The sequence below is a fragment of the Marinobacterium sediminicola genome (assembly GCF_022343685.1).
Lineage (GTDB): Bacteria > Pseudomonadota > Gammaproteobacteria > Pseudomonadales > Balneatricaceae > Marinobacterium > Marinobacterium sediminicola.
The window spans coordinates 3,343,635-3,366,369 of record NZ_CP092123.1; the positions used below are offsets into that span (position 1 = coordinate 3,343,635).

At 57.2% G+C, this 22,735-nt stretch carries 23 protein-coding genes and 5 tRNA genes; 2 read left to right on the forward strand and 26 right to left on the reverse strand.

The window, feature by feature from the left end:
• Positions 1-72: 72 nt before the first annotated feature.
• The 20 genes from rpoB to LN244_RS15415 all read right to left on the reverse strand — a co-directional run bounded on the left by rpoB (position 73) and on the right by LN244_RS15415 (position 14,894).
• A complete protein-coding gene (gene rpoB / locus LN244_RS15320; RefSeq protein ID WP_239040628.1) occupies positions 73-4,173 on the reverse strand; it encodes a DNA-directed RNA polymerase subunit beta in 4,101 nt (1,366 codons plus the stop codon).
• A 180-nt stretch (positions 4,174-4,353) separates the two neighbouring features.
• On the reverse strand, positions 4,354-4,722 hold the full coding sequence (gene rplL, locus LN244_RS15325; protein ID WP_239040629.1) for a 50S ribosomal protein L7/L12: 369 nt from the start codon (positions 4,720-4,722) through the stop codon (positions 4,354-4,356).
• Positions 4,723-4,792: 70 nt separating this feature from the next.
• Positions 4,793-5,287 carry a 50S ribosomal protein L10 gene (gene rplJ / locus LN244_RS15330; protein WP_239040630.1) on the reverse strand — a complete coding sequence of 165 codons (495 nt, stop codon included), beginning with the start codon at positions 5,285-5,287 and terminating at the stop codon, positions 4,793-4,795.
• A 218-nt stretch (positions 5,288-5,505) separates the two neighbouring features.
• Entirely contained in the window at positions 5,506-6,201 is a 696-nt protein-coding gene (gene rplA, locus LN244_RS15335) for a 50S ribosomal protein L1 (protein WP_239040631.1), read from the reverse strand.
• Positions 6,201-6,635 (reverse strand): 50S ribosomal protein L11, encoded by a 435-nt coding sequence (rplK, locus tag LN244_RS15340; protein WP_239040632.1) that lies wholly within the window; start codon positions 6,633-6,635, stop codon positions 6,201-6,203. The genes rplA and rplK overlap by 1 nt, the downstream gene beginning before the upstream one ends.
• A gap of 87 nt (positions 6,636-6,722) precedes the next feature.
• Entirely contained in the window at positions 6,723-7,265 is a 543-nt protein-coding gene (gene nusG, locus LN244_RS15345) for a transcription termination/antitermination protein NusG (protein WP_239040633.1), read from the reverse strand.
• Positions 7,266-7,276: 11 nt separating this feature from the next.
• The gene (gene secE / locus LN244_RS15350) at positions 7,277-7,645 is read right to left on the reverse strand and encodes a preprotein translocase subunit SecE (protein ID WP_239040634.1); all 369 of its coding nucleotides are present in this window, start codon (positions 7,643-7,645) and stop codon (positions 7,277-7,279) included.
• Positions 7,646-7,705: 60 nt separating this feature from the next.
• A tRNA-Trp gene (locus LN244_RS15355) sits at positions 7,706-7,781 on the reverse strand.
• Between the two features lie 66 nt (positions 7,782-7,847).
• Positions 7,848-9,041, reverse strand: coding sequence for an elongation factor Tu (tuf, locus tag LN244_RS15360; protein WP_239040624.1), 1,194 nt, complete (start codon positions 9,039-9,041; stop codon positions 7,848-7,850).
• A gap of 86 nt (positions 9,042-9,127) precedes the next feature.
• Positions 9,128-9,202, reverse strand: a tRNA-Thr gene (locus tag LN244_RS15365).
• 26 nt (positions 9,203-9,228) lie between these two features.
• Positions 9,229-9,303 (reverse strand) — tRNA-Gly (locus LN244_RS15370).
• Positions 9,304-9,314: 11 nt separating this feature from the next.
• Positions 9,315-9,398: transfer RNA gene (locus tag LN244_RS15375), tRNA-Tyr, on the reverse strand.
• 24 nt (positions 9,399-9,422) lie between these two features.
• Positions 9,423-9,498, reverse strand: a tRNA-Thr gene (locus LN244_RS15380).
• Between the two features lie 25 nt (positions 9,499-9,523).
• Positions 9,524-10,171 (reverse strand): SPOR domain-containing protein, encoded by a 648-nt coding sequence (locus LN244_RS15385; protein WP_239040635.1) that lies wholly within the window; start codon positions 10,169-10,171, stop codon positions 9,524-9,526.
• Between the two features lie 4 nt (positions 10,172-10,175).
• Positions 10,176-10,901, reverse strand: a complete 726-nt coding sequence (locus tag LN244_RS15390) for a type III pantothenate kinase (protein WP_239040636.1) — start codon at positions 10,899-10,901, stop codon at positions 10,176-10,178.
• Complete coding sequence (birA, locus tag LN244_RS15395; protein WP_239040637.1) at positions 10,888-11,862, reverse strand: bifunctional biotin--[acetyl-CoA-carboxylase] ligase/biotin operon repressor BirA; 975 nt, start codon at positions 11,860-11,862, stop codon at positions 10,888-10,890. The genes LN244_RS15390 and birA overlap by 14 nt, the downstream gene beginning before the upstream one ends.
• Positions 11,852-12,379 (reverse strand): dihydrofolate reductase, encoded by a 528-nt coding sequence (locus LN244_RS15400; protein ID WP_239040638.1) that lies wholly within the window; start codon positions 12,377-12,379, stop codon positions 11,852-11,854. The genes birA and LN244_RS15400 overlap by 11 nt, the downstream gene beginning before the upstream one ends.
• Positions 12,380-12,393: 14 nt before the next feature.
• Positions 12,394-13,236, reverse strand: coding sequence for a thymidylate synthase (locus tag LN244_RS15405; protein WP_239040639.1), 843 nt, complete (start codon positions 13,234-13,236; stop codon positions 12,394-12,396).
• A gap of 68 nt (positions 13,237-13,304) precedes the next feature.
• Complete coding sequence (lgt, locus tag LN244_RS15410) at positions 13,305-14,087, reverse strand: prolipoprotein diacylglyceryl transferase (RefSeq protein ID WP_239040640.1); 783 nt, start codon at positions 14,085-14,087, stop codon at positions 13,305-13,307.
• 6 nt (positions 14,088-14,093) lie between these two features.
• On the reverse strand, positions 14,094-14,894 hold the full coding sequence (locus LN244_RS15415) for a sulfite exporter TauE/SafE family protein (protein ID WP_239040641.1): 801 nt from the start codon (positions 14,892-14,894) through the stop codon (positions 14,094-14,096).
• A gap of 52 nt (positions 14,895-14,946) precedes the next feature.
• On the opposite strand from LN244_RS15415, the gene LN244_RS15420 reads away from it, so the two are divergent.
• Positions 14,947-15,747, forward strand: coding sequence for an NRDE family protein (locus LN244_RS15420; RefSeq protein ID WP_239040642.1), 801 nt, complete (start codon positions 14,947-14,949; stop codon positions 15,745-15,747).
• On the opposite strand, the gene ptsP is transcribed toward LN244_RS15420, so the two are convergent.
• Both ptsP and LN244_RS15430 read right to left on the reverse strand, forming a co-directional pair.
• Positions 15,735-18,029 (reverse strand): phosphoenolpyruvate--protein phosphotransferase, encoded by a 2,295-nt coding sequence (gene ptsP / locus LN244_RS15425; RefSeq protein ID WP_239042431.1) that lies wholly within the window; start codon positions 18,027-18,029, stop codon positions 15,735-15,737. The two genes, LN244_RS15420 and ptsP, sit on opposite strands and share 13 nt — an antisense overlap.
• A 25-nt stretch (positions 18,030-18,054) precedes the next feature.
• Complete coding sequence (locus LN244_RS15430) at positions 18,055-18,546, reverse strand: RNA pyrophosphohydrolase (protein WP_239040643.1); 492 nt, start codon at positions 18,544-18,546, stop codon at positions 18,055-18,057.
• A gap of 163 nt (positions 18,547-18,709) precedes the next feature.
• Here LN244_RS15430 and LN244_RS15435 point away from each other — a divergent pair, with 163 nt between their 5' ends.
• On the forward strand, positions 18,710-19,378 hold the full coding sequence (locus LN244_RS15435; protein ID WP_239040644.1) for a histidinol-phosphatase: 669 nt from the start codon (positions 18,710-18,712) through the stop codon (positions 19,376-19,378).
• Here LN244_RS15435 and LN244_RS15440 read toward each other — a convergent pair.
• The 4 genes from LN244_RS15440 to gcvH all read right to left on the reverse strand — a co-directional run bounded on the left by LN244_RS15440 (position 19,367) and on the right by gcvH (position 22,724).
• Positions 19,367-19,783 (reverse strand): CBS domain-containing protein, encoded by a 417-nt coding sequence (locus tag LN244_RS15440; protein WP_239040645.1) that lies wholly within the window; start codon positions 19,781-19,783, stop codon positions 19,367-19,369. The two genes, LN244_RS15435 and LN244_RS15440, sit on opposite strands and share 12 nt — an antisense overlap.
• Positions 19,784-19,893: 110 nt before the next feature.
• Positions 19,894-20,931, reverse strand: a complete 1,038-nt coding sequence (locus LN244_RS15445; RefSeq protein ID WP_239040646.1) for an NADP(H)-dependent aldo-keto reductase — start codon at positions 20,929-20,931, stop codon at positions 19,894-19,896.
• A 98-nt stretch (positions 20,932-21,029) separates the two neighbouring features.
• Positions 21,030-22,226, reverse strand: coding sequence for a class I SAM-dependent rRNA methyltransferase (locus LN244_RS15450; protein WP_239040647.1), 1,197 nt, complete (start codon positions 22,224-22,226; stop codon positions 21,030-21,032).
• 105 nt (positions 22,227-22,331) lie between these two features.
• Positions 22,332-22,724, reverse strand: coding sequence for a glycine cleavage system protein GcvH (gene gcvH / locus LN244_RS15455; protein WP_239040648.1), 393 nt, complete (start codon positions 22,722-22,724; stop codon positions 22,332-22,334).
• Positions 22,725-22,735: the final 11 nt, after the last annotated feature.

Consider the following 22,735-nt stretch of genomic DNA (forward strand, 5'->3'; position numbering starts at 1 on the left):
ATAGCTCCTCGCGGAGTTCTCTGCGCCGGAGCCCTTTATCGAAAAGGGCCCCGACTGGTGATCATTCAGGACTTATTCGCTCTCAAGCTCGATATCAATACCGAGTGAGCGGATTTCCTTGATCAATACGTTGAACGATTCCGGCATGCCCGGTTCCATACGATGATCGCCGTCGACGATGTTCTTGTACATCTTGGTACGGCCATTCACATCGTCCGACTTCACGGTCAGCATCTCCTGCAGGGTGTAGGCGGCACCGTAAGCTTCCAGTGCCCAGACCTCCATCTCACCGAAACGCTGACCACCGAACTGCGCCTTACCACCCAGCGGCTGCTGGGTAACCAGGCTGTAGGAGCCGGTGGAACGTGCGTGCATCTTGTCGTCGACCAGGTGGTTCAACTTCAGCATGTACATGTAACCTACGGTTACCGGACGGTCGAAGAGGTCACCGGTGCGGCCATCGTACAGGCGTACCTGACCACTGTCGTCCATATCTGCCAGACGCAGCAGCGCCTTGATTTCACTTTCCTTGGCACCATCGAATACCGGCGTTGCCAGCGGTACGCCACGACGCAGGTTAGCCGCCAGTTCCAGGATTTCATCATCACTGAAGCTGTCCAGATCTTCCTGATGACCGGCAGGACGACCACCATGTTCACCATTGTAGATCTGGTGCAGGAATTCACGCAGCGCCTTGACCTTCTCGGCCTTGGCCTGCTCCTGCTCAAGCATGGCATTGATCTTGCGACCCAGTCCGGTCGCCGCCATACCCAGGTGCGTCTCCAGGATCTGACCCACGTTCATACGTGAAGGTACACCCAGAGGGTTAAGGACGATGTCTACCGGCTCACCATGCTTGTCGTAAGGCATGTCTTCCACCGGCATGATCACGGAGATAACACCCTTGTTACCGTGACGACCCGCCATCTTGTCACCCGGCTGTACGCGACGCTTGGTGGCCACGTAAACCTTGACGATCTTCAGTACGCCCGGAGCCAGATCATCACCGGTCTGCAGCTTGCTCTTCTTGTCTTCGAAGCGCTTGTCGAGTTGCTCACGACGCTCTTCCAGCTGCTTCTTGGCCAGTTCCAGTTCTTCGCTGATCGCTTCGTCTGCGACACGAATCTTGAACCATTCGGACTTCTTCAGACCTGCCAGGAACTCGTCACTGATGACTTCGCCCTTCTTCAGGCCAGCGCCGCCTTCAGCACTCAGGCCAACCAGCTTACGCTGCAGACGTTCGAAGGTTGCCTGCTCGACAATCCGGAACTCTTCGTTCAGGTCCTTGCGGATCGCATCCAGCTCGGACTTTTCGATAGACAGAGCACGCTCGTCTTTCTGTACACCATCACGGGTGAACACCTGAACGTCGATCACCTTGCCGACAGTACCGGTCTTCACGCGAAGAGAAGTGTCCTTAACATCGGACGCTTTTTCACCGAAGATCGCACGCAGCAGCTTCTCTTCCGGTGTCAGCTGGGTTTCACCTTTTGGTGTCACTTTACCGACCAGAATGTCGCCCGGCCCCACTTCAGCACCGATATGTACGATACCGGCTTCATCCAGCTTGGCCAGCGCGGACTCGCCCACATTGGGGATATCGGAAGTAATTTCTTCCGGCCCCAGCTTGGTATCACGAGCCACACAGGTCAGTTCCTGAATGTGGATAGTGGTAAAACGGTCTTCCTGAACCACACGCTCGGAGATGAGGATGGAGTCCTCGAAGTTGTAACCGTTCCAAGGCATGAACGCGATACGCATGTTCTGGCCCAGTGCCAGCTCACCCAGATCGACAGACGGGCCATCGGCCATCACGTCACCACGCTGTACCACATCACCCGGGTTCACAATTGAACGCTGGTTGATACAGGTGTTCTGGTTGGACCGCACGTACTTGGTCAGGTTGTAGATATCCACACCGGCATCACCGGCCTGTACTTCGTCATCGTGAACACGAACCACGATGCGCGCAGCATCTACGGACTCGATCACACCGCCACGACGAGCAACCACACAGACACCGGAGTCCTGAGCCACGTTGCGCTCGATACCGGTACCCACCAGCGGCTTCTCGGCACGCAGAGTCGGCACGGCCTGACGCTGCATGTTGGAACCCATCAATGCACGGTTGGCGTCATCGTGTTCAAGGAACGGAATCAGGGACGCTGCAACGGATACCACCTGACGCGGCGACACGTCCATGTACTGGACACGTTCCGGGCCCATTACGGTGAATTCGTTCAGGTGACGCACTGCAACCAGTTCATCAGTCAGACGACCTTCATCATCCATGGCTGCAGAGGCCTGGGCGATGACATACTTGTTTTCTTCAATCGCGGACAGGTAATCGATTTCGTCGGTTACCTTGCCATCGACGACACGACGGTACGGTGTTTCCAGGAAGCCGTAGTCGTTGGTGCGGGCGAATACCGCCAGCGAGTTGATCAGGCCGATGTTCGGACCTTCAGGAGTCTCGATCGGACATACACGACCATAGTGAGTCGGGTGTACGTCTCGCACTTCGAAGCCAGCACGTTCGCGGGTCAGACCACCCGGACCCAAGGCAGACACACGTCGCTTGTGCGTCACTTCGGACAGCGGGTTGTTCTGGTCCATGAACTGGGACAACTGGGATGAACCGAAGAACTCCTTGATCGCAGCGGCCACCGGCTTGGCGTTGATCAGATCCTGAGGCATCAGGTTGTCGGACTCAGCCATGGACAGACGTTCACGCACGGCGCGTTCAACACGAACCAGACCGACACGGAACTGGTTCTCGGCCATTTCACCGACGGAACGGATACGACGGTTACCCAGGTGGTCGATGTCGTCGACAGTGCCCTTACCGTTACGGATGTCGATCAGGGTCTTCATCACGTCCAGAATGTCATCCTTATCCAGGATGCCATTGCCAGTCACTTCTTCGCGACCCAGGCGACGGTTGAACTTCATACGACCAACCGCGGACAGGTCATAGCGTTCGTCAGAGAAGAACAGGTTCTCAAACAGCCCTTCAGCTGATTCCTTCGTGGGCGGCTCGCCCGGACGCATCATGCGGTAGATTTCGACCAGTGCTTCAAGCTGGTTGCGGGTCGGGTCGATACGCAGAGTGTCTGAAATGAACGATCCACAATCCAGATCGTTGGTGTACAGTGTCTCGATGCGATCAATGCCCAGCACCTGCATCTTGCCGATCAGCTCTTCGGTGATCTCGGCGTTGCAGTTGGCGATCAGCTCACCGGTCGTCGGATCGACCAGGTTACGTGCCAGCGCCTTGCCGATCAGGTATTCAGCCGGAACATTCAGCTGCTGCATACCGGCCTTGGCCATCTGACGAATGTGACGCGGGGTGATACGACGACCCGCTTCCACAATGACGTTACCTTCCGGGTCCTTGATTTCGAAGGACATGGTTTCGCCGCGCAGGCGTTCCGGAATCAGGTCCATCCAGATGCTGTCGTCTTCCAGAGTCCAGCCAGTGGTATCAAAGAAGGTTTCCAGAATCTCTTCCGCTTCGTAACCCAGCGCACGCAGCAGAATCGTTGCCGGCAGTTTACGGCGACGGTCGATACGTACGAACAGGCTATCCTTGGGATCGAACTCGAAGTCGAGCCAGGAGCCACGGTAGGGAATGATACGTGCGGAATACAGCAGTTTGCCGGAGGAGTGAGTCTTGCCCTTGTCATGGTCAAAGAACACACCCGGTGAACGGTGCAACTGGGACACGATTACACGCTCGGTACCGTTTACAACAAAGGTACCGTTTTCAGTCATCAGGGGCATTTCGCCCATGTAGACTTCCTGCTCCTTGATGTCTTTGACCGCCTTGGTAGACGAATCGCGGTCATAGATCACCAGGCGCACTTTGACGCGCAGAGGCGCTGCGTAGGTGATACCACGCTGCTGACACTCTTTCACGTCGAATACGGGTTCGCCCAGGCGGTAGCCGGCGTACTCGAGGGCTGCGTTGCCAGAGTAAGAGACAATTGGAAATACGGAATTGAACGCAGCGTGCAAGCCTTCGTCACGACGTCCTTCGCCAGCGCTGCCGTCCTGCAAGAAGCGACGGTAGGAGTCGAGCTGAATCGCCAACAGGTATGGCACATCCATAACCTGCCGCAACTTAGCGAAATTCTTGCGAATGCGTTTCTTCTCAGTATATGAATAAGCCATCAGTGTTCCCCAGCATCTGCACCCAGGTTGAGAAGCCAGTCCCCCTCGCAGGCCTGCGAACGGGCTGTGTAGCCATTATTTATTTGCTGTCTATAAATAACGGAAAAAGGCCGGTGGCGTAACGCCACCAGCCATACGCTTTTCAAGCAGTTTTACGCTGCTTTTTGCGCATCAACGCGATTACTTGAGCTCAACAGTCGCGCCAGCTTCTTCCAGCTCTTTCTTCAGAGCTTCAGCTTCTTCTTTAGAAGCGCCTTCTTTCACTGTAGACGGAGCGCCGTCAACCAGTTCTTTGGCTTCTTTCAGGCCCAGACCGGTAGCGCCACGAACAGCCTTGATGACGTTTACTTTCTTGTCACCAGCAGAAGCCAGAACAACGGTGAACTCAGTCTGCTCTTCAGCAGCACCAGCGTCGCCAGCCGGGCCAGCCATTACGGCAGCAGCAGCGGTAACACCGAATTTTTCTTCCATTGCTTCGATCAGAGCAACAACGTCCTTAACAGACATTTCAGCAACAGCGTTGATGATATCTTCGTGAGTCAGAGACATGATTCAAATCCTGATAATTGGGTAGAGCGATAGCTCGTTAAAACTTTCAAGAAACAGCCAAGAAGAAGTCTTAGGCAGCTTCCTGCTCTTTCTGGTCGCGAATTGCCGCAATGGTACGAACCAGCTTGCCAGCTGCAGCTTCTTTCATGACGCTCATCAGCTTGGCGATAGCTTCGTCGTAAGTCGGCAGGCTTGCCAGCATTGCGATGTCAACCACTTCGCCTTCGAACGCAGCAGTTTTCAGTTCAAACTGCTCGTTGCTCTTCGCGAAATCCTTGAGGATACGCGCACCGGCACCCGGGTGCTCGGTGGAGAATGCGATGATGGTCGGACCGACAAAGCTGTCCTGCAGACATGCGTAGTCAGTGCCTTCTACTGCGCGACGAGCCAGGGTGTTACGTACGACTTTCAGCCATACGCCATTTTCACGGGCTTCTTTTCGCAGAGCAGTCATCTGCTCTACAGTTACGCCGCGAGAATCGGCAACAACTGCAGACAGAGCAGACTTGGCAGCTTCCTGGACTTCAGCGACGATCGCTTTTTTGTCTTCGAGTCCTAATGCCACGATTTACTCCTGGATTTAGTCTTTCGACTGTTTACCAACCACCCCTTGCGGGGCTTCTGAGTACGGTGGTTTTTGATTCGCGTGAATCTCACCGTCTGCGCAGGCTGGTGTTTCCATTAAGATGCCGCCACCCGAAGGTGGAACATCACCTGCGGTCTTTGACGGCCTTCGTCTCTGTATTACAGGTCACGAAGACCCTCAAAAAACCTTTACGTCGATCAGAAGCTCAGAGAGGACTGATCGATCGCCAGACCCGGGCCCATGGTAGTGGACAGGGTCACTTTCTTAACGTATACGCCTTTGGCAGACGCAGGCTTCAGCTTCTTGAGCTCAGCCAGCAGTGCTTCCACGTTTTCCTTGATAGCCTGGCCTTCGAAGCCTAGCTTGCCAACGGAGCAGTGGATGATACCGTTCTTGTCGGTACGGAAACGCACCTGACCAGCCTTGGCATTGTTGACAGCAGTGGCCACATCAGGAGTCACTGTACCAACTTTCGGGTTCGGCATCAGACCACGCGGACCCAAGATCTGACCCAGCTGACCGACCACACGCATAGCGTCCGGAGTTGCGATCACAACGTCAAAATCCAGGTTACCAGCCTTGACCTGCTCAGCCAGATCATCGAAGCCAACCACGTCAGCACCTGCTGCTTTCGCTTTCTCAGCGTTTTCACCCTGAGCGAATACGGCAACACGTACATCTTTACCAGTACCGTTCGGCAGCACGCTTGAGCCACGCACAACCTGATCAGATTTACGCGGATCCACACCCAGGTTCACAGCAACGTCAACAGACTCGGTGAACTTGACTGCAGAGATCTCACCCAGCAGCGCTACTGCGTCTGCAACCGGGTACAGCTTGCCGCTTTCAACCTTCTCACGGATCGCCTTCTGGCGCTTAGTCAGCTTAGCCATTACTCATCACCCTCTACGACCAGACCCATGGAACGTGCGCTACCTGCGATGGTACGAACAGCTGCATCCATATCGGAAGCAGTCAGGTCCGGCATCTTGGTGGTCGCAATCTCTTCCAGCTGAGCACGGGTAACAGAACCCACTTTCTCAGTATTCGGACGTGCAGAACCGCTCTTCAGGCCAGCGGCCTTCTTCAGCAGGATAGACGCCGGAGGAGTCTTGGTGATGAAAGTAAAGCTGCGGTCGCTGTATACAGTGATAACCACAGGAATCGGCAGACCCGGTTCCATGCTCTGAGTCTGTGCGTTGAACGCTTTACAGAACTCCATGATGTTAACACCGTGCTGACCCAGAGCCGGACCTACGGGAGGACTCGGGTTAGCCTGACCTGCTTTTACCTGCAGCTTGATATAAGCATTGATTTTCTTAGCCATTAAGCTACTCCTTTGGGTTCAAACGCCCTTGGGGCTCCCCATTTCTTACAACAACGAAACCGCCCTCGGGCGGCTTCGTTACCAGACTCAGGCCTTTTCGACCTGAGTAAATTCCAGTTCAACCGGAGTCGAACGACCGAAGATGAGCACGGCAACCTGCAGACGGTTCTTCTCGTAGTTGACCTCTTCGACCACGCCGTTGAAGTCAGCAAAGGGACCGTCGATGACACGCACCATCTCACCCGGTTCAAATACAGTCTTGGGACGCGGCTTATCGACACCACTTTCGACGCGCTGAAGAATCTCCTGCGCCTCTTTCTCGGTGATCGGTGCAGGCTTGTCTGCCGTACCGCCAATAAAGCCCATCACACGCGGAGTGTTCTTAACCAGGTGCCAGGTCTCGTCATTCATGACCATCTGGACCAGGACATACCCCGGATAAAACTTGCGCTCGGATTTGCGCTTCTTGCCGTCACGAATCTCGACCACTTCTTCGGTCGGTACCAGCACCTCACCAAACAGATCCTGCATACCATGCAGATCGATCCGCTCCTTGAGGGCGTTCATGACGCGCTTTTCGTAGCCGGAGTAGGCATGCACGACATACCAACGCTTCTTGTCCATGTCCATGCTTACACCTCTTAACCAATAGCACCGGAAACCAGCCACCCCAACAGGGAGTCAAGCCCCCAGAGCGCCAGCCCAACCAGCAACACAGCCAATACGACGATCACTGTCGTCTGCAGCGTTTCCTGACGCGTCGGCCAGACAACCCTGCGAATCTCGTTCTTGGCTTCTTTAAACAGCTGAAAAAATGCTTTGCCTTTAGCCGTCTGTAGCGCAACAAAACCTGCAACCACAGCCAGCGCAACCAGTGCCAGCACACGATAGAGCAGAGACTCACCAGCAAAAATGGAGTTCCCTACAACACCAGCCGCCACCAATGCGACCACGACAACCCACTTCAGGCCATCGAGTTTAGATCCTTCGGAAGTCACTTTAGAGTTCACGCTTGGAGCCTCGGCTTAATGAAAGCTTGCGCTTTGTGTGACACCATTCCCGATTAGGAATGGCAGGCCAGGAGGGACTCGAACCCCCAACCTGCGGTTTTGGAGACCGCTGCTCTGCCAGTTGAGCTACTGGCCTGTTGCGTAACAGGGAGGCACATTATATGCGCCTCCCCACCTGCATGCAACAGGTAATTATCGAAAATTACTCGATAATTTTGGATACAACGCCGGCGCCGACAGTACGACCACCTTCGCGGATTGCGAAGCGCAGACCGTCTTCCATCGCGATCGGGTTGATCAGGGTAACAGTCATCTGGATGTTGTCACCCGGCATTACCATCTCAACACCTTCCGGCAGCTCACAGGCACCAGTGATGTCTGTGGTACGGAAGTAGAACTGCGGACGGTAGCCCTTGAAGAACGGAGTGTGACGACCGCCTTCTTCCTTGCTCAGTACGTATACTTCGCCTTCGAACTTGGTGTGCGGAGTGATTGAACCCGGCTTGGACAGTACCTGACCACGCTCAACTTCGTCACGCTTGGTACCACGCAGCAGCGCACCAACGTTCTCGCCTGCACGACCTTCGTCCAGCAGCTTGCGGAACATCTCAACACCAGTACAGGTAGTCTTGGTGGTGTCCTTGATACCAACGATCTCGATCTCGTCACCCACTTTCAGGATGCCACGCTCGATACGACCGGTTACTACGGTACCACGACCGGAGATAGAGAATACGTCCTCGATCGGCATCAGGAACGGCAGGTCTACCAGTCGCTGCGGCTCAGGAATGTACTCGTCCAGAGTCTCAACCAGCTTCTTGACAGCAGAAGTACCGTAACCGTTCTCGTCTTCGCCGTTCAGAGCCATCAGTGCAGAACCCACAACGATCGGAGTGTCGTCGCCCGGGAATTCGTACTGGTCCAGAAGCTCACGAACTTCCATCTCTACCAGTTCCAGCAGCTCTTCATCGTCAACCATGTCCGCTTTGTTCAGGAACACAACGATGTAAGGTACGCCTACCTGACGAGACAGCAGGATGTGCTCACGAGTCTGCGGCATGGGGCCGTCAGCAGCAGAACATACCAGGATAGCGCCGTCCATCTGAGCAGCACCAGTGATCATGTTCTTAACGTAGTCAGCGTGTCCCGGGCAGTCTACGTGCGCGTAGTGGCGAGTCGGTGATTCGTACTCTACGTGTGAAGTAGAGATGGTGATACCACGCTCACGCTCTTCCGGTGCGTTATCGATACCGTCGAAAGCAACGGCAGCGCCGCCCCATACTTCTGCACATACGCGAGTCAGCGCAGCGGTCAGAGTGGTTTTACCGTGGTCAACGTGGCCGATGGTACCTACGTTAACGTGCGGCTTGTTACGTTCAAATGCTTGTTTAGCCATGGCAAGGTCAACCTGATCAAGTCGTTTCAAGTACGCCAAATACGACAAAGGGTAGACATATCGCTATATCTACCCTTCATCAAAACTGGAGCTCATGGGCGGATTTGAACCGCCGACCTCACCCTTACCAAGGGTGTGCTCTACCCCTGAGCTACATGAGCATAACGCTATTTCCTTTTGCTCCGTTTGGAGCGGGTAGCGGGAATCGAACCCGCCTCTTCAGCTTGGAAGGCTGAGGTAATAGCCACTATACCATACCCGCTTTAACGGAGATGGTGGTGGGAGGTGGATTCGAACCACCGAAGCTTGCGCGTCAGATTTACAGTCTGATCCCTTTGGCCACTCGGGAACCCCACCAGCCTTTCAAACCTTCTACAGACATGGTGCCGGCACGAGGAGTCGAACCCCGGACCTACTGATTACAAGTCAGTTGCTCTACCAACTGAGCTATACCGGCCTTGCCTGTCGAAGTGGTGCGTATCTTACTGATCCGATTGGGGGTACGCAACCCCCTCGCACAATTTTTTTTCAATTTTTATTCCAGGCCAGCCAGCCTTCATCATTTGCCCTAATCCGGACTCCTGAATACTGCCTTCCGCAATGCTCGCCAGTATACGAAACAGTGGGGTTTCATCGTGAATCGGCTCCATTGCAAGATCAAGTTTCAGCACGGATCGGATGGCCTTTTGTTCCGCTTCTGCCTGTTGCCGCGCAACCTCTCCCATGAAAGGCCCCAGCACAAAGTCACCCCCAAATGTTTGCGGCACCCAGCCCGCAAGTGCCAGTCGATCCAGAAGTTCAAGCTGCGCCCCCGGCTCGGCCGGTCGCGGCAGACGCAAGCGGTATCCAATGACGCCTGGCGGCGCCTTCGATATATCGGCCTCAAACCCCAGCCCCCGCAGTCGACCTGCAGCCGTCTCAACCTCCGCGCGCGAGCTGAACTCACCGAACTGGTAACAGACCTGTGCTCGTGGCAAGAGCGTTTCAGCCCCTCCCAACTCATGCAGCAGCCTCAAGCGACTGATCTGTTCTGACTGCGGCGGCGGCGATTCTGCTGCCTGCTGCTGCGCATACCACAGCAACAACAGCGCATTCAGCAACAGTAGCAGCAGCGCCAGCCATCGCATCATTGGTTTACTCCAGCGCCCATCGCAGGCCATCCATGACCAGATCCGGACACAACTCAGCTCCCGGCATCAAACTTGCCAGTTGAGCACCGTCCCCACCCGTCACCAGCACAGCCCCCGCAACGTCAACCCCGGGAACCCCGCTCCGCAATTGCTGCGCCAGTGACAACAACAAGAGGTTGGCGCCATGCGCTACGGCACTGCTGGTGTCACACCCCGGCGCCACCGAATAATGCTCAACGTCTCGATCCACACGCACTTCAGCCGTATTGCCGAGCAGTGATTGCTGCATAAGCCTGATACCGGGCAGGATATATCCCCCCTGATGACGACCCTGGTCATCAAGCAAGTCCACTGTAATCGCACTGCCGCAGTCCACTACACAGCAGGAGCGGCCTACCAGCTTCCAGGCTGCCAGCATCGCCAGCCAGCGATCTACACCCATTCGGGAAGGATCTGCATAGCTGTTGCGGACACCCGCCGCCTGCGCGACGCTTCGCGCACGCTGCAGTGAAACCTGCCAATATTCCTTTACCGCGACCGCCAGCGCCTGATTGAGTCCATCTCCAGCAACCGAGGCCAACCAGACCACATCCGGACGCTGCTCGCACTCCTGCAACTGTTCTGCTCTGAACTCGGCAGTCAGCCAGCGCCCACGACCGATGATCTGCTCATGCTCGATGAGGCGCCATTTGATAAAGGTATTACCTGCATCCAGTTCAAGCCGTCTCATGTGCGCGCACACTCACTTCACCACCGTGAAAGACTTCCTGGCCCTGGTCAGTCTGCAACCGCAAGCCACCCTGGTCGGTCACACCGAGGCAAACACCCTCAAACACATGCGCCCCGGACGTCAGACGCACATTGCGCCCCTGAAACACGTTGGCCGCTTCCCAGGCCGGCCTTAACTGCGCAAAACCACCGGATTCAAAACGCTGCAACACCTGTACCAGCTGTCGCAACAGTACGGCCAGAAGTTCTGTTCGGTCACCTTTGAAACCAAGTGTGCGAAGGTCAATACAGGGCTGATCCAGGCGTTCCGCCAGACCCTCTGGCAATGCCACGTTCAGGCCGACACCAATGGCAACCTGACATTCTCCGGCCGCATCGCCGCTGAGCTCGATCAGAATACCAGCCAGCTTGGCATCTTCCACCAACAGGTCATTCGGCCATTTGAGCCCCACCCGATCAATGCCCAGTTCCTCCAGTGCCTGCTGTAGCGCCAGCCCTACGGCCAGGCTAAGCCCTTCCAGCGCAGCCACGCCGGTATTGAACCGCCAGGCCAGCGTAAAGCACAGACTGGATGCCAGCGGACTCAGCCACTGACGCCCCCGACGACCTCGCCCGGCATGCTGATACTCGGCCACGAAGAGACCACTGCTCACGCCCTGCTGTAGAGCCTGAAGTCCCTGAACATTGGTCGAATCGGTTTCAATCGCCACTTCTACTCTGGCCAGTCGATCTGTCAGCCCGGCTGCCTCAAGAGAACCCTGTAGACGTTCTGTATCGATTAGATCCAGCCCACCGGGCAGCCGATAACCTCTCCCCTTGACGCTGTAGACTTCCAGCCCCAGATCCTGCAGGCGCTGCATATGCTTCCATACCGCACTGCGGCTGATACCCAACACCCGCCCCAGCTCACTGCCGGAGTGGAAGGCACCATCCGCCAGCACCCACAGCAATTTATCCAGCATGCGCACCCTCACCCGAATTGCGATCCAGAACAATGAAGCTGTAATCGTAGGGATTGGGCTCAATCGCGGGGAAATCCTCTCGCGCCACTTCCAGCCACTCACTGCTCTCCAGCGCAGGGAAGAAAGCGTCACCCTGAATTTCGGCATGAACCTGGGTCAGGTAGAGACGATCGGCACGCGGCAGACAGAGGGCATAGATTTCGGCACCACCGATTACAACAGCCTCGTCGACACCATCAATCAGCGCCTGACTTTCTCCCAGCGCCAGCCCTTCATCGAGACTGTGGACGACTCGGGCACCGGAATGATTCCACTCGCTGTCACGGGTAATGACGATATTGGTGCGTCCCGGCAGCGGTCGGCCAATCGACTCGAACGTTTTGCGTCCCATGATGATCGGTTTGCCAAGTGTGACCCTTTTGAAATACTTCAGGTCCTCCGGCAGATACCAGGGCAGTTTGTTGTTGATGCCGATCACCCGATTTTCGGACTGGGCAACTATCATGGCCAGACGCATGTACTCTCCTTGCTTCAGACGGCGATGGGGGCTCGAATAACCGGATCCGGGTCGTAGCCGACCACTTCAAAATCCTCATACTCGTAACTGAAAATGTCGGCGGGGCGGCGACGGATTTTCAGTTGCGGCAGCGTCTTGGGCGTTCGTGACAGCTGCTCCTGTACGATGGTCGGATCATTGAGGTGGTTGTGATAGAGGTGCAGATCACCAAAGGTGTGGACGAACTCTCCCACCTCCAGGTCGCACTGCTGGGCCACCATGTGCGTCAGCAGCGCATAGGAGGCAATATTGAACGGTACACCGAGAAAATAGTCTGCACTGCGTTGATACAGCTGACAGCTTACCCTGCCTTCGGCGACGTAGAACTGAAACAGCGTATGACAGGGCGGCAGCGCGGCACGACCCTGGCGTACATTGTCCTGAGGACTGATGGTCTCGTCCGGCAGATCCGCCGGGTTCCAGCCGCTCACAATCAGGCGACGGGAGTTGGGCGTACGCTTGATCTGCTCAACAACTGTCGCGATCTGATCGATGGTTGAGCCATCCGGACAGGCCCAGGAACGCCATTGCTTGCCATAGATCGGACCCAGATCACCGTCCTCGAGCGCCCACTCATTCCAGATGCGCACCCCGCGCTCCTGCAGCCAGGTGTTGTCGGTGCTGCCGGAGAGAAACCAGAGCAATTCGTAGATAACCGACTTGAGATGGATTTTCTTGGTTGTCAGCAGAGGGAAACCCTGCGACAGATCGAAGCGCAGCTGGCGGCCGAACAGGGAGCGAGTCCCGGTCCCGGTCCTGTCACCCTTATCCACGCCATTGTCGATAATGTCCCGCATCAGATCGAGATACTGCTGCATAGCCGCCCCACTCTATAAAACAAATAGCCGCCATTCTATGGTCTTTATCCAGCATAGACCAGATCACCCTATGCCTGACGACGGTATGCCAACCCCATCAGCAAAGCCCCCAACAGCACCATCGGCAATGACAACAGTTGCCCCATAGTCAGCCATTCAAAGGCGATAAAGCCAAGATGCCCGTCCGGCTCACGCACCAGCTCCACCAGTGAGCGGAACCCGCCATAGCCGAGCAGGAACAGTCCCGAGACGGCCATGCGCGGCCGCGGTCGAGCCGAGTACCACCAGAGCAGGATAAACAGCACCACACCTTCCAACGCCATTTCATACAGCTGCGACGGGTGTCGTGGCAGGCTGTCACCGGCCCGCGGGAAGATCACGGCCCAGGGCACATCGGTCACACGCCCCCATACTTCACCACCGATGAAATTCCCCAACCGTCCAGCGCCCAAACCGATGGGCACCAGCGGGGCAACGAAGTCGCCGATCTCGAAGAAGGTCTTGCCATATCGATGCGCAAACAGCGCCAATACAACCAGCACACCGATCAGGCCACCATGGAACGACATCCCGCCTTCCCAGACGGCGAACAGCCAGAGCGGATCCTGCAGGAAGTAATCAAAGTTATAGAACAGCACATATCCCATGCGCCCGCCCAGAATCACACCAATGGCGCCCCAGAATATGAGGTCCGATACTTGCTGCTCGGTCCAGCCGGAGCTGGCCTTGCGTGCGCGGACGTTGCCCAGCCACCAGGCCGCACCAAAGCCGATCAGATACATCAGCCCGTACCAGTGGATTTTCAGCGGCCCCAGCTCCAGCGCCAGCGGATTGATGTCATGTACCCACATAGATGCTTATCCCAGATTGGTAACAATGAAACGCATACCCACTGCCACCAGAAAGACAGCGAACACTTTCTTCAGCACTGCTTGCGGCAGGCTGTGGGCCAGTTTGGCACCCAAGGGAGCCGTCAGCGAGCTTGTCATCACGATGCCGGCGAAGGCAGGCAGATAGACATACCCCAGACTCCAGTCCGGCAGTGACTCCTTATCCCAGCCAACCCAGATATTGGTCATCGCACCCATCAACGCGATCGGCAAGCCACAGGCGGCAGATGTTGCAACCGCCTGCTGCATGGACACGCGCCGCCAGCTGAGATAGGGCACTGTCAGCGTGCCGCCGCCAATACCAAAGATCGAGGACGCCCAGCCGATGACGCCACCGGAGACGCCCAGCTCGCCCTTGCCTGGCTTCTGATCACCGGCACCGGGCTTGAGATTGAACGCCATCTGCACAGCGACGACCAGCACAAACAGACCAAGGGCGATCTGCAAAGCGCCACCACTCAACTGAACCGCCGTATTCACCCCAAGGATCGCACCGACGAGAATACCGACTGCCAGCGGCCTGAACAGTTCCCAGCGCACGGCGCCATGCCGCTGATGAGCCCGCACCGAACTGATGGATGTTACGACAATGGTTGCCAGTGAAGTGGCCACCGCCATATGTGTCAGCACGGCAGGATCCATCCCCTGCAGCTGGAAGGAGAAGACCAGGACAGGCACGATCAACAGTCCGCCCCCTATCCCGAACAGCCCGGCCACGACACCCGCCAGGGCACCGAGCAGCAGGTAAAGTGCTAAAGTCATCAACATGTTCGTTTATCCGCAGGGTAAAGCCGACTATCTTAGAGCCTGAATCCTGCAGATGAAACCTGATGCCATGTGTCTAGCTGTTTTTGCCTTGAACGCCCACCCTGACTGGCCACTTATCCTGATCGCCAATCGTGACGAGTTCCACGCGCGCCCCACCCGCCCGCTGAGCGTCTGGCCCGACCTGCCTATCCTGGGAGGACGCGACCTGCGTGCCGGCGGCAGCTGGATGGGCCTGGGAGACAACAACCGCTTTGCCATGGTGACCAACCATCGCAACCTGCGCCGCCCGGTTCCGCAACAGGCCCAGTCTCGCGGCCAGCTGGTCAACGATTTCCTGAACTCTTCGACACCCGCAGACAAATTTTGCGCCGAACTCGATGCCTCTCGCTTTGCCGGTTTCAACCTGCTGCTGCGGGACGAACAGGGGTGGTTTCATTACAGTAATGTCACGGATCGCTGCAGCCCTCTGCATCAAGGCGTGTTCGGCCTAAGCAACGCGCTGCTGAACACCCCCTGGCCCAAGACCCTGCTCGCACGTGCCCGCCTGCAACAGGCGCTGGCGCAAAACCGGCTTGAGCCTGACAGGCTGCTGCGCCTGCTGCATGAACTTAGCCGACCTGCGGACGCACGGCTCCCCGATACCGGTTTGCCGCTGGAACGGGAGCGCCTGCTATCGTCATGTTTTATCGTGTCCGAGGATTATGGCACCCGAGGCAGTACCTTGATGCTGCAGCACCGCCGCGGCCGCCTGCTCATGCTTGAGGAAAGCTATGACGCCAAGGCACAGCCGACAGGGCGACGTCAGTTTGTGCTCGACCGTGCGCCGCTGGTGCCGCGCCTTCAGGAAGGCTGATTCGGCAGACGAGGCCGGGTCAACTGGCCGAGCCCCAGCTGCTTGAGGGTCTGGCGCAGATATTGATGGATCTCTTCGGCGTCATCCATGCGCAGGACGCGACTGAGCAGGGATTGAGCCCGGGCAAGACTGACGCCTCGAATCGCCAGTTTCACGCGCGGCAAATTGTTGGCGTTCATTGACAGCACTTCGTAGCCCATGGCCATCAACAAAAGCGCACCGCCCGGGTCGGCCGCCATCTCACCACAGATCGACACCGGCTTGCCCTCCTTGCGCGTCTCACGGGCAATATACTGCAGCGCCCTCAGAACCGCCGGATGGTAGGCTGCATAGAGACCGGCCACACGCGGGTTGTTTCGGTCCACCGCCAGGATGTACTGAGTCAGATCGTTGGAGCCGACGGAAACAAAATCGACCATGCGCGCAAACCGGCGCACCTGATACACCGCGGCCGGCACCTCGACCATCACGCCGACCATCGGCCGCTGAACCTTGTAGCCCTCGTCCTGCAGCTCCTGCAGCGCCCGGTCGATCTGGCGCATGGCCTCTTCAACCTCGTGTACACTGGTCACCATCGGCAGCATGATGCGCAGGTTATTCAGTCCTTCCGATGCCCGCAGCATCGCTCTGACCTGCACCAGGAATATCTCGGGATGATCCAGGGTGACACGGATGCCGCGCCAGCCGAGAAAGGGGTTATCCTCTTCGATGGGGAAATAAGGCAGCGCCTTGTCACCACCGATATCCAGCGTTCGCATGGTAACCGGGCGCGGCGCAAACGCCTCCAGCTGGCTGCGATAGCTTTGCAACTGTTCCTGCTCACTGGGGAAGAAATCACGGATCATGAACGGGATCTCGGTACGATACAGCCCTATCCCTTCAGCTCCCCGTTGCAGCGAGCGGGTCACATCCGCCACCAGGCCGGTATTCACCCAGAGCGGCATACGATAACCATCAGTGGTCTCCGCCGGCAGATCCTTCAATCCTTCCAATTCGGCGGCCACGGCGCGCTCCTCGCGCATGACTTCGCGAAATGCTTCCAGCAACTGCTCTGACGGATTGACATATACACGCCCCGAATAGCCATCGACTATCACCTGACGCCCTTCGAGACGGGTGAACGGCAGGTCCACAACCCCCATGACCGTCGGGATACCCACCGAGCGCGCCATGATGGCCGCATGGGAGGTCCCTGAACCGCTGACCGACACCAGGCCCACCAGCTTGTCTTCAGGCACCAGACCCAGCATCGCCGGCGAGAGCTCATCGGCGATCAGGATACTCTCTTCACTGCACTCCACTTCCTGCGGCCCGGCACTTTCCTGCAGATAGCCCAGAATGCGCCGTCCCAGATCACGTATATCGCTGGCCCGCTCACGCAGATACGCATCCTCCATGGAGTTGAACTGGCGTACCTGAGCCAGCACCACCTCCCGCAGCGCCCCCTGAGCCCAGTTTCCGGCCTTGATACGTGCCTCGATTTCGCCAGCCAATGCCTGATCATCCAGCATGCGCAGGTACACATCGAACAGCGCCTGTTCATCCGAACGCAACCTGCGCGCAAGGCTGTTACTGACCGTACGGATATCATCACGCACCGCTTCCAGCGCCACTCGGAAAGCGTCCAGCTCCTGCTGCACATCCTTGGCCGGTTTATCCGGCACCGTTTCCAGCTCTGCCGCCAGCGTTGCCACCACGACGGTTCCGATCGCCACCCCGGAAGCCGCGGCAACGCCCGTGAAATGACGATCCCGCTGCGGCTTGACCTGTGTCTGCGGCTGCTGTTCGGAATTGACTGAACCGGTAGCCTCCGCATGGGCGATAATCCCCGCCAGCTGAGCCGACAGGGTCACCATGAAGGCTTCTTCGCTTTCATCAAAACGACGGTGTTCGATCTGCTGCACCACCAGCACGCCCAGTACGCTGCGGTGATGAATGATGGGCACACCCAGGAAAGCATGAAAGCGCTCTTCCCCGGTGGCCTTGAGATAATGGAAGGCGGGATGTCGGGAGGCATCCTCCAGATTGATCGGCTCGGCACGCTGCCCCACCTGCCCGACGATCCCCTCTGCCGGTGACAGGCTGACCTTGCCAACCGCCTCCTGATTCAACCCCTGACTTGCACGCAGCACATAGCGCTGACGCGTGGGATCAAACAGAAAGATGGAGCACACCTGAGTCTTCATCGCCTGCTGAATGCGCCGTACAATCAGGTCGAGTACGGAATCCAGGTCTGGCGCCGTACTGACCTCCTGAACGATCTTGCGCAGCACACTCAGCATACTCATCAGGTGGCTCCTCTTGTCATTAGTGTGCGGCCTGCTGGAGGCGCGCCAACCTGGGCGACAGCTCCTTCATCGCCTTACGGTACACCTCTCGCTTGAAGGACACCACCTGCCCAAGAGGATACCAGTAGCTGACCCACTCCCAGCCGTCAAACTCGGGCGAGTCGGTATGATCGATCCTCACTGCACTGTCATCACTGAGCATACGCAGCAGGAACCACTTCTGTTTCTGGCCTACACACACAGGGTGCGAGTGTCGCCGGATCATGCGCTTGGGCAGACGATAACGCAGCCAGCCGCGCGTTACCGCCAGAATTTCCACATCCGAGGGCGACAGTCCGATCTCTTCTCCGAGTTCACGATACATCGCCTGCTCGGGTGTTTCGCTTGACTGTATACCACCTTGCGGGAACTGCCAGGCGTTCTGCCCGATGCGTCTTGCCCAAAGAACCTGACCCTGCGAATTAACCAGAATGATTCCGACATTGGGTCTGAATCCATCTGCATCAATCACAATTATGATCCCGATCTATAAGTGTTTTGGTTTTTATTGTTCCACAGATCGGCGGTTTGGCAAATAGCAGGCTGGAACGCCGATTGCACCCCCCCCCCTGCGGGTCTATGCTTGCGCTTTTATTTGTCCGGCCAGGCGCCGGCCCAATGCTGAGGAGTCCTGCGTGAGCCTTGCTATTTTTGATCTGGACCACACCCTGATCGGGGGTGACAGCGACCATGCCTGGGGCGAGTTTCTCTGCCGCAAGGGCATCGTCGATGAACACGAGTACCGTGCCGCCAACGACCGCTTCTACGAGGAGTACCTGCGTGGCGAGATGGATATTCACGAGTTCCTCAACTTCGCCCTCAATCCATTGGCCCAGCATACCCCGGAACAGCTGGATATCTGGCACGCCGAATTCATGCAGGAATGCATCGAACCAATCATTCTGCCGAAGGCGGAACAGCTGCTCGCGTCTCATCGTGAAAAAGGGGATTTCCTGCTGATCATTACCGCGACCAACCGCTTTGTCACGGCTCCGATCGCACAGCGACTGGGCGTAGATGCATTGCTGGCGACCGACCCGGAAATGATCGACGGCCAGTTCACCGGCAAGGTTGCCGGCACACCCTGCTTCCAGGGCGGCAAGGTCACCCGCCTAAACGCCTGGCTCAAGGAAACCGGTCACAGCCTGACAGGCAGCTGGTTCTACAGTGATTCCAACAACGACCTGCCCCTGCTGGAAGTGGTAGACAACCCTGTGGCAACCAACCCCGACGACCGTCTGCGCGAAACCGCTCAGGGACGGGGCTGGCCCATTCTGGACCTGATGCCGGCATCAGACGTGTGAACGACACCCTTTCATGCTGGCATTCAACGCCTGCATGATCTGACGGCGGCTGATCACACCGAGCAGCCGCCCATCCTTGGCGACCGGCCAGGTCTTGGGCTTGTCGCCCCCCATCTTCTGCACCAGATCGATGATGCTTTCCGTGGGTGACGCACAGAGCGGCTCCCGGTACATGATGTCATTCACCTGGATACGACTGTCGCAGTGATAGCTGCCGCTGATCAGATAGTCGATGCAATCGTGCTCGGATACGAAGCCGACAACCTGGCGGTCGTCATCGACTACTGGCAAGCCCATCTGACCGGACTGCAGAATCAGATCGACCGCCTGTGACAGCGACATATCTACATGCAATGGGTGGGGAACCGGCTGCATCAGATCCTGAACTTGCTGTTGCTGCATCATGCTGCTTTCTCCTTCCGCTCGGGTTTACCCTGAGTATGGCAAAAGGAGCCGTCGATCGGCCAGTCAATCCCGTCGCAGAATCATCAGCCACTTCCCCGGACCTGTTCTGATCAGGGGCAGGGGTTGGGGTAACGCTGATGAATCGCTTCAATGCGCGCCAGCAACTCTGCACTAAGGCTGACCTCCAGAGAATCCAGGTTGGCCTTCAGCTGTTCCATGCGCGTGGCACCGATGATATTGCTGCCCAGAAAGGGGCGCGTGTTGACGTAAGCCAATGCCATTTGCGCCGGGTCCAGGCCAAACTCTGCCGCCAGCTCCAGATAACACTGCGTCGCGGCCTGACCCTGCTCGGTCAGGTAACGCTTGTATTCCGGGAAAAGCGCCAGGCGAGACCCTGCAGGACGGGTACCACCGGCATATTTGCCACTCAGGACACCAAAGCCAAGCGGTGAATAGGCCAGCAGCCCGACCTGTTCCCGCAGCAACACTTCGGCCAGTCCGACTTCGGCGGTGCGATTGAGCAAACTGTAGGGGTTTTGAACAGACACAATACGCGGCAGACCTGACTGCTCAGCCAGCTGCAGGCACTTCATGGTCCCCCATGGCGTTTCGTTGGAGAGGCCGACGTAGCGAACCTTGCCTTCGCGCACCAGCTCAGCCAGTACACTCAGCGTCTCCTCCAGCGGCGTCCCCGGCTGACCGGGATCGTGCCGGTAACCCAGCTGACCGAAATAATTGGTGCTCCGATCCGGCCAGTGCAGTTGATATAGGTCGATGTAATCGGTCTGCAACCGCTTGAGGCTGCCTTCGATAGCGATGCGGAGATTGTGTGCATCATGGCGGATATCCGGGCGCAAATAACTGACCATATCTCCCGGGCCGGTCGCCTTGGTTGCCAGCACTACCTGATCTCGGTTGCCGCGCTGACGCATCCAGTTGCCGATGAAGAGCTCGGTACGGCCCTGAAATTCTGCCGCGGTCGGCACCGGATACATCTCGGCAGCATCAATCAGATTGACACCACGCTCCAGCGCATAGTCGAGCTGCTCGAAGGCTTCAGCTTCGCTGTTCTGGCGCCCGAAGGTCATGGTACCCAGGGCGATACGGCTGACCTTGAGGTCAGATTGTCCCAGTGTCAGATAATCCATCGATACTTTCCTCGTGCTGTCAGGTCGCAGGATACGCCGACCCCAAAGGCCGGCGTGCGATCAGAGCCGCAAGGGTATCATGGATTCTGGCGCGACGATCAGCTGGACGGCAGCACTCGCAGGAAATAGGACTTGAGGTACTCTGTCTCGGGAATCGCAGGATGGATCGGGTGATCCGCACCCTGACTGCCCTGAGCGAAGATCTGCGCATTGCGGTCCAGCTCACGGCTATTGGAGCGCAGAATATCTACCAGACGGTCCTTCGCCAGATGCATGGAGCAGGAGGCCGAGATCAGTGTGGCATCCTTGCTCAGCAGGCGCATCGCCAGATTGTTGATCCGAGCATAGGCTCGCTCGCCGTTACGGATATCCTTGCGTCGTGCAATGAAGGCGGGTGGATCGACAATCACCACATCGAAGCGCTCCTTGTCTGCCACCAGCGCCTTACACAGGTCAAAAGCATCCCCCTGCAGCCCACGGAAGCGAGTTTCACCATCATTGAGACGAGCATTCTCGGCGGCAACTTCCAGTGCAGTGACAGAGGCATCCACACAGACCACTTCGCTGGCACCTGCCGCCAGCGCCTGAGCACCCCAGCCACCGACATAGCTGAACAGGTCCAGGACCCGCTTGCCTTTTACCAGCGTCTGCATGCGCGCGCGGTTTTCACGGTGATCATAGAACCAGCCGGTTTTCTGACCGGTCAACACCGGAGCGACCATGTTGACACCGTTTTCGGTCAGCGGTGCCAATTCAGGTACTTCGCCCTGCACCACCTCGATGTAGGTTTCCAGCCCTTCGGTTGCGCGCATCTTGCCATCATTGCGCAACACAATCGCCTGAGGCTGGAACACCTTATTCAAGGCATCAATGATCTGCTCCAGCATCACTTCCATACCGGCACTGGAAATCTGCACCACGAAAATGTCGTAGAAGCGATCCACGACCAGCCCGGGAAGCATATCGGCGTCGCCGAAGATCACTCGGTAGCAAGGCGTATCGAAACACTGTTCACGCAATGACTTGGCCACATTGAAGCGGTGTACCAGCAATGAACGATCCAATGGGTGACGCACGTCACGGCTCATCAGGCGACCGCATATCAGCGTATTGGGGTTAACCGATGCGATGCCCAGCGCCTTGCCGCGTGCGTCCTGCACAATCACCTGCTCGCCCGGCTCGAAGCCTTTCAGTGGCGTGGCCTTGTTATCGACTTCATTGCTGTAGATCCAGAGGTGGCCACCACGCAGCCGCCGATCGGCACCCGACTGAAGAATGAGAGGTTTGAGGTTCATCGTGCTCTGTCTTAGGTCTGAAATGACTGTCCCGGCACAGGCCGGGACAGTGGGTAGGGGTCGGCCGGATTCACCCACGGGAATCCGGTCGATAAGATCAACTGCTCAGCTTTCGGCTTCGCAATGAGCGGCATAACCGTCAGCGTCCAGCAGGTCATCCAACTCGCTGGTATCGCTCAGTTTCAGCTGGAAGAACCAGCCATCGCCATAGGGGTCCGAGTTAACCGTTTCCGGCGCATCTTCCAGCGCTTCGTTAATGGCAACCACTTCACCGCTCAGCGGCGCGTAGACATCGGAAGCCGCCTTGACCGACTCGACTACACCTGTGTCGTCACCAGCCGATACTTCCGCGCCCACTTCCGGCAGCTCTACAAAAACCACGTCACCCAGCAGGTCCTGGGCATGATCGGTGATACCGATGGTCACGATGCCGTTACCTTCATCACGGATCCACTCGTGGCTGGCCACATATTTCAGTTCATTCGGAACATTGCTCATCTCGGGTTCCT

Coding starts and splice junctions, on each gene's coding strand:
- LN244_RS15445 (WP_239040646.1), bottom strand. CDS start 20,931: ATGGATTATCTGACACTGGGACAATCTGACCTCAAGGTCAGCCGTATC.
- LN244_RS15450 (WP_239040647.1), bottom strand. CDS start 22,226: ATGAACCTCAAACCTCTCATTCTTCAGTCGGGTGCCGATCGGCGGCTG.
- rplL (WP_239040629.1), bottom strand. CDS start 4,722: ATGTCTCTGACTCACGAAGATATCATCAACGCTGTTGCTGAAATGTCT.
- LN244_RS15415 (WP_239040641.1), bottom strand. CDS start 14,894: ATGTTGATGACTTTAGCACTTTACCTGCTGCTCGGTGCCCTGGCGGGT.
- nusG (WP_239040633.1), bottom strand. CDS start 7,265: ATGGACATGGACAAGAAGCGTTGGTATGTCGTGCATGCCTACTCCGGC.
- rplK (WP_239040632.1), bottom strand. CDS start 6,635: ATGGCTAAGAAAATCAATGCTTATATCAAGCTGCAGGTAAAAGCAGGT.
- LN244_RS15420 (WP_239040642.1), top strand. CDS start 14,947: ATGAAACCTGATGCCATGTGTCTAGCTGTTTTTGCCTTGAACGCCCAC.
- birA (WP_239040637.1), bottom strand. CDS start 11,862: ATGCTGGATAAATTGCTGTGGGTGCTGGCGGATGGTGCCTTCCACTCC.
- tuf (WP_239040624.1), bottom strand. CDS start 9,041: ATGGCTAAACAAGCATTTGAACGTAACAAGCCGCACGTTAACGTAGGT.
- LN244_RS15390 (WP_239040636.1), bottom strand. CDS start 10,901: ATGAGACGGCTTGAACTGGATGCAGGTAATACCTTTATCAAATGGCGC.
- rplA (WP_239040631.1), bottom strand. CDS start 6,201: ATGGCTAAGCTGACTAAGCGCCAGAAGGCGATCCGTGAGAAGGTTGAA.
- LN244_RS15440 (WP_239040645.1), bottom strand. CDS start 19,783: ATGATGCAGCAACAGCAAGTTCAGGATCTGATGCAGCCGGTTCCCCAC.
- lgt (WP_239040640.1), bottom strand. CDS start 14,087: ATGTGGGTACATGACATCAATCCGCTGGCGCTGGAGCTGGGGCCGCTG.
- LN244_RS15405 (WP_239040639.1), bottom strand. CDS start 13,236: ATGCAGCAGTATCTCGATCTGATGCGGGACATTATCGACAATGGCGTG.
- gcvH (WP_239040648.1), bottom strand. CDS start 22,724: ATGAGCAATGTTCCGAATGAACTGAAATATGTGGCCAGCCACGAGTGG.
- LN244_RS15400 (WP_239040638.1), bottom strand. CDS start 12,379: ATGCGTCTGGCCATGATAGTTGCCCAGTCCGAAAATCGGGTGATCGGC.
- rpoB (WP_239040628.1), bottom strand. CDS start 4,173: ATGGCTTATTCATATACTGAGAAGAAACGCATTCGCAAGAATTTCGCT.
- LN244_RS15385 (WP_239040635.1), bottom strand. CDS start 10,171: ATGATGCGATGGCTGGCGCTGCTGCTACTGTTGCTGAATGCGCTGTTG.
- ptsP (WP_239042431.1), bottom strand. CDS start 18,029: ATGCTGAGTGTGCTGCGCAAGATCGTTCAGGAGGTCAGTACGGCGCCA.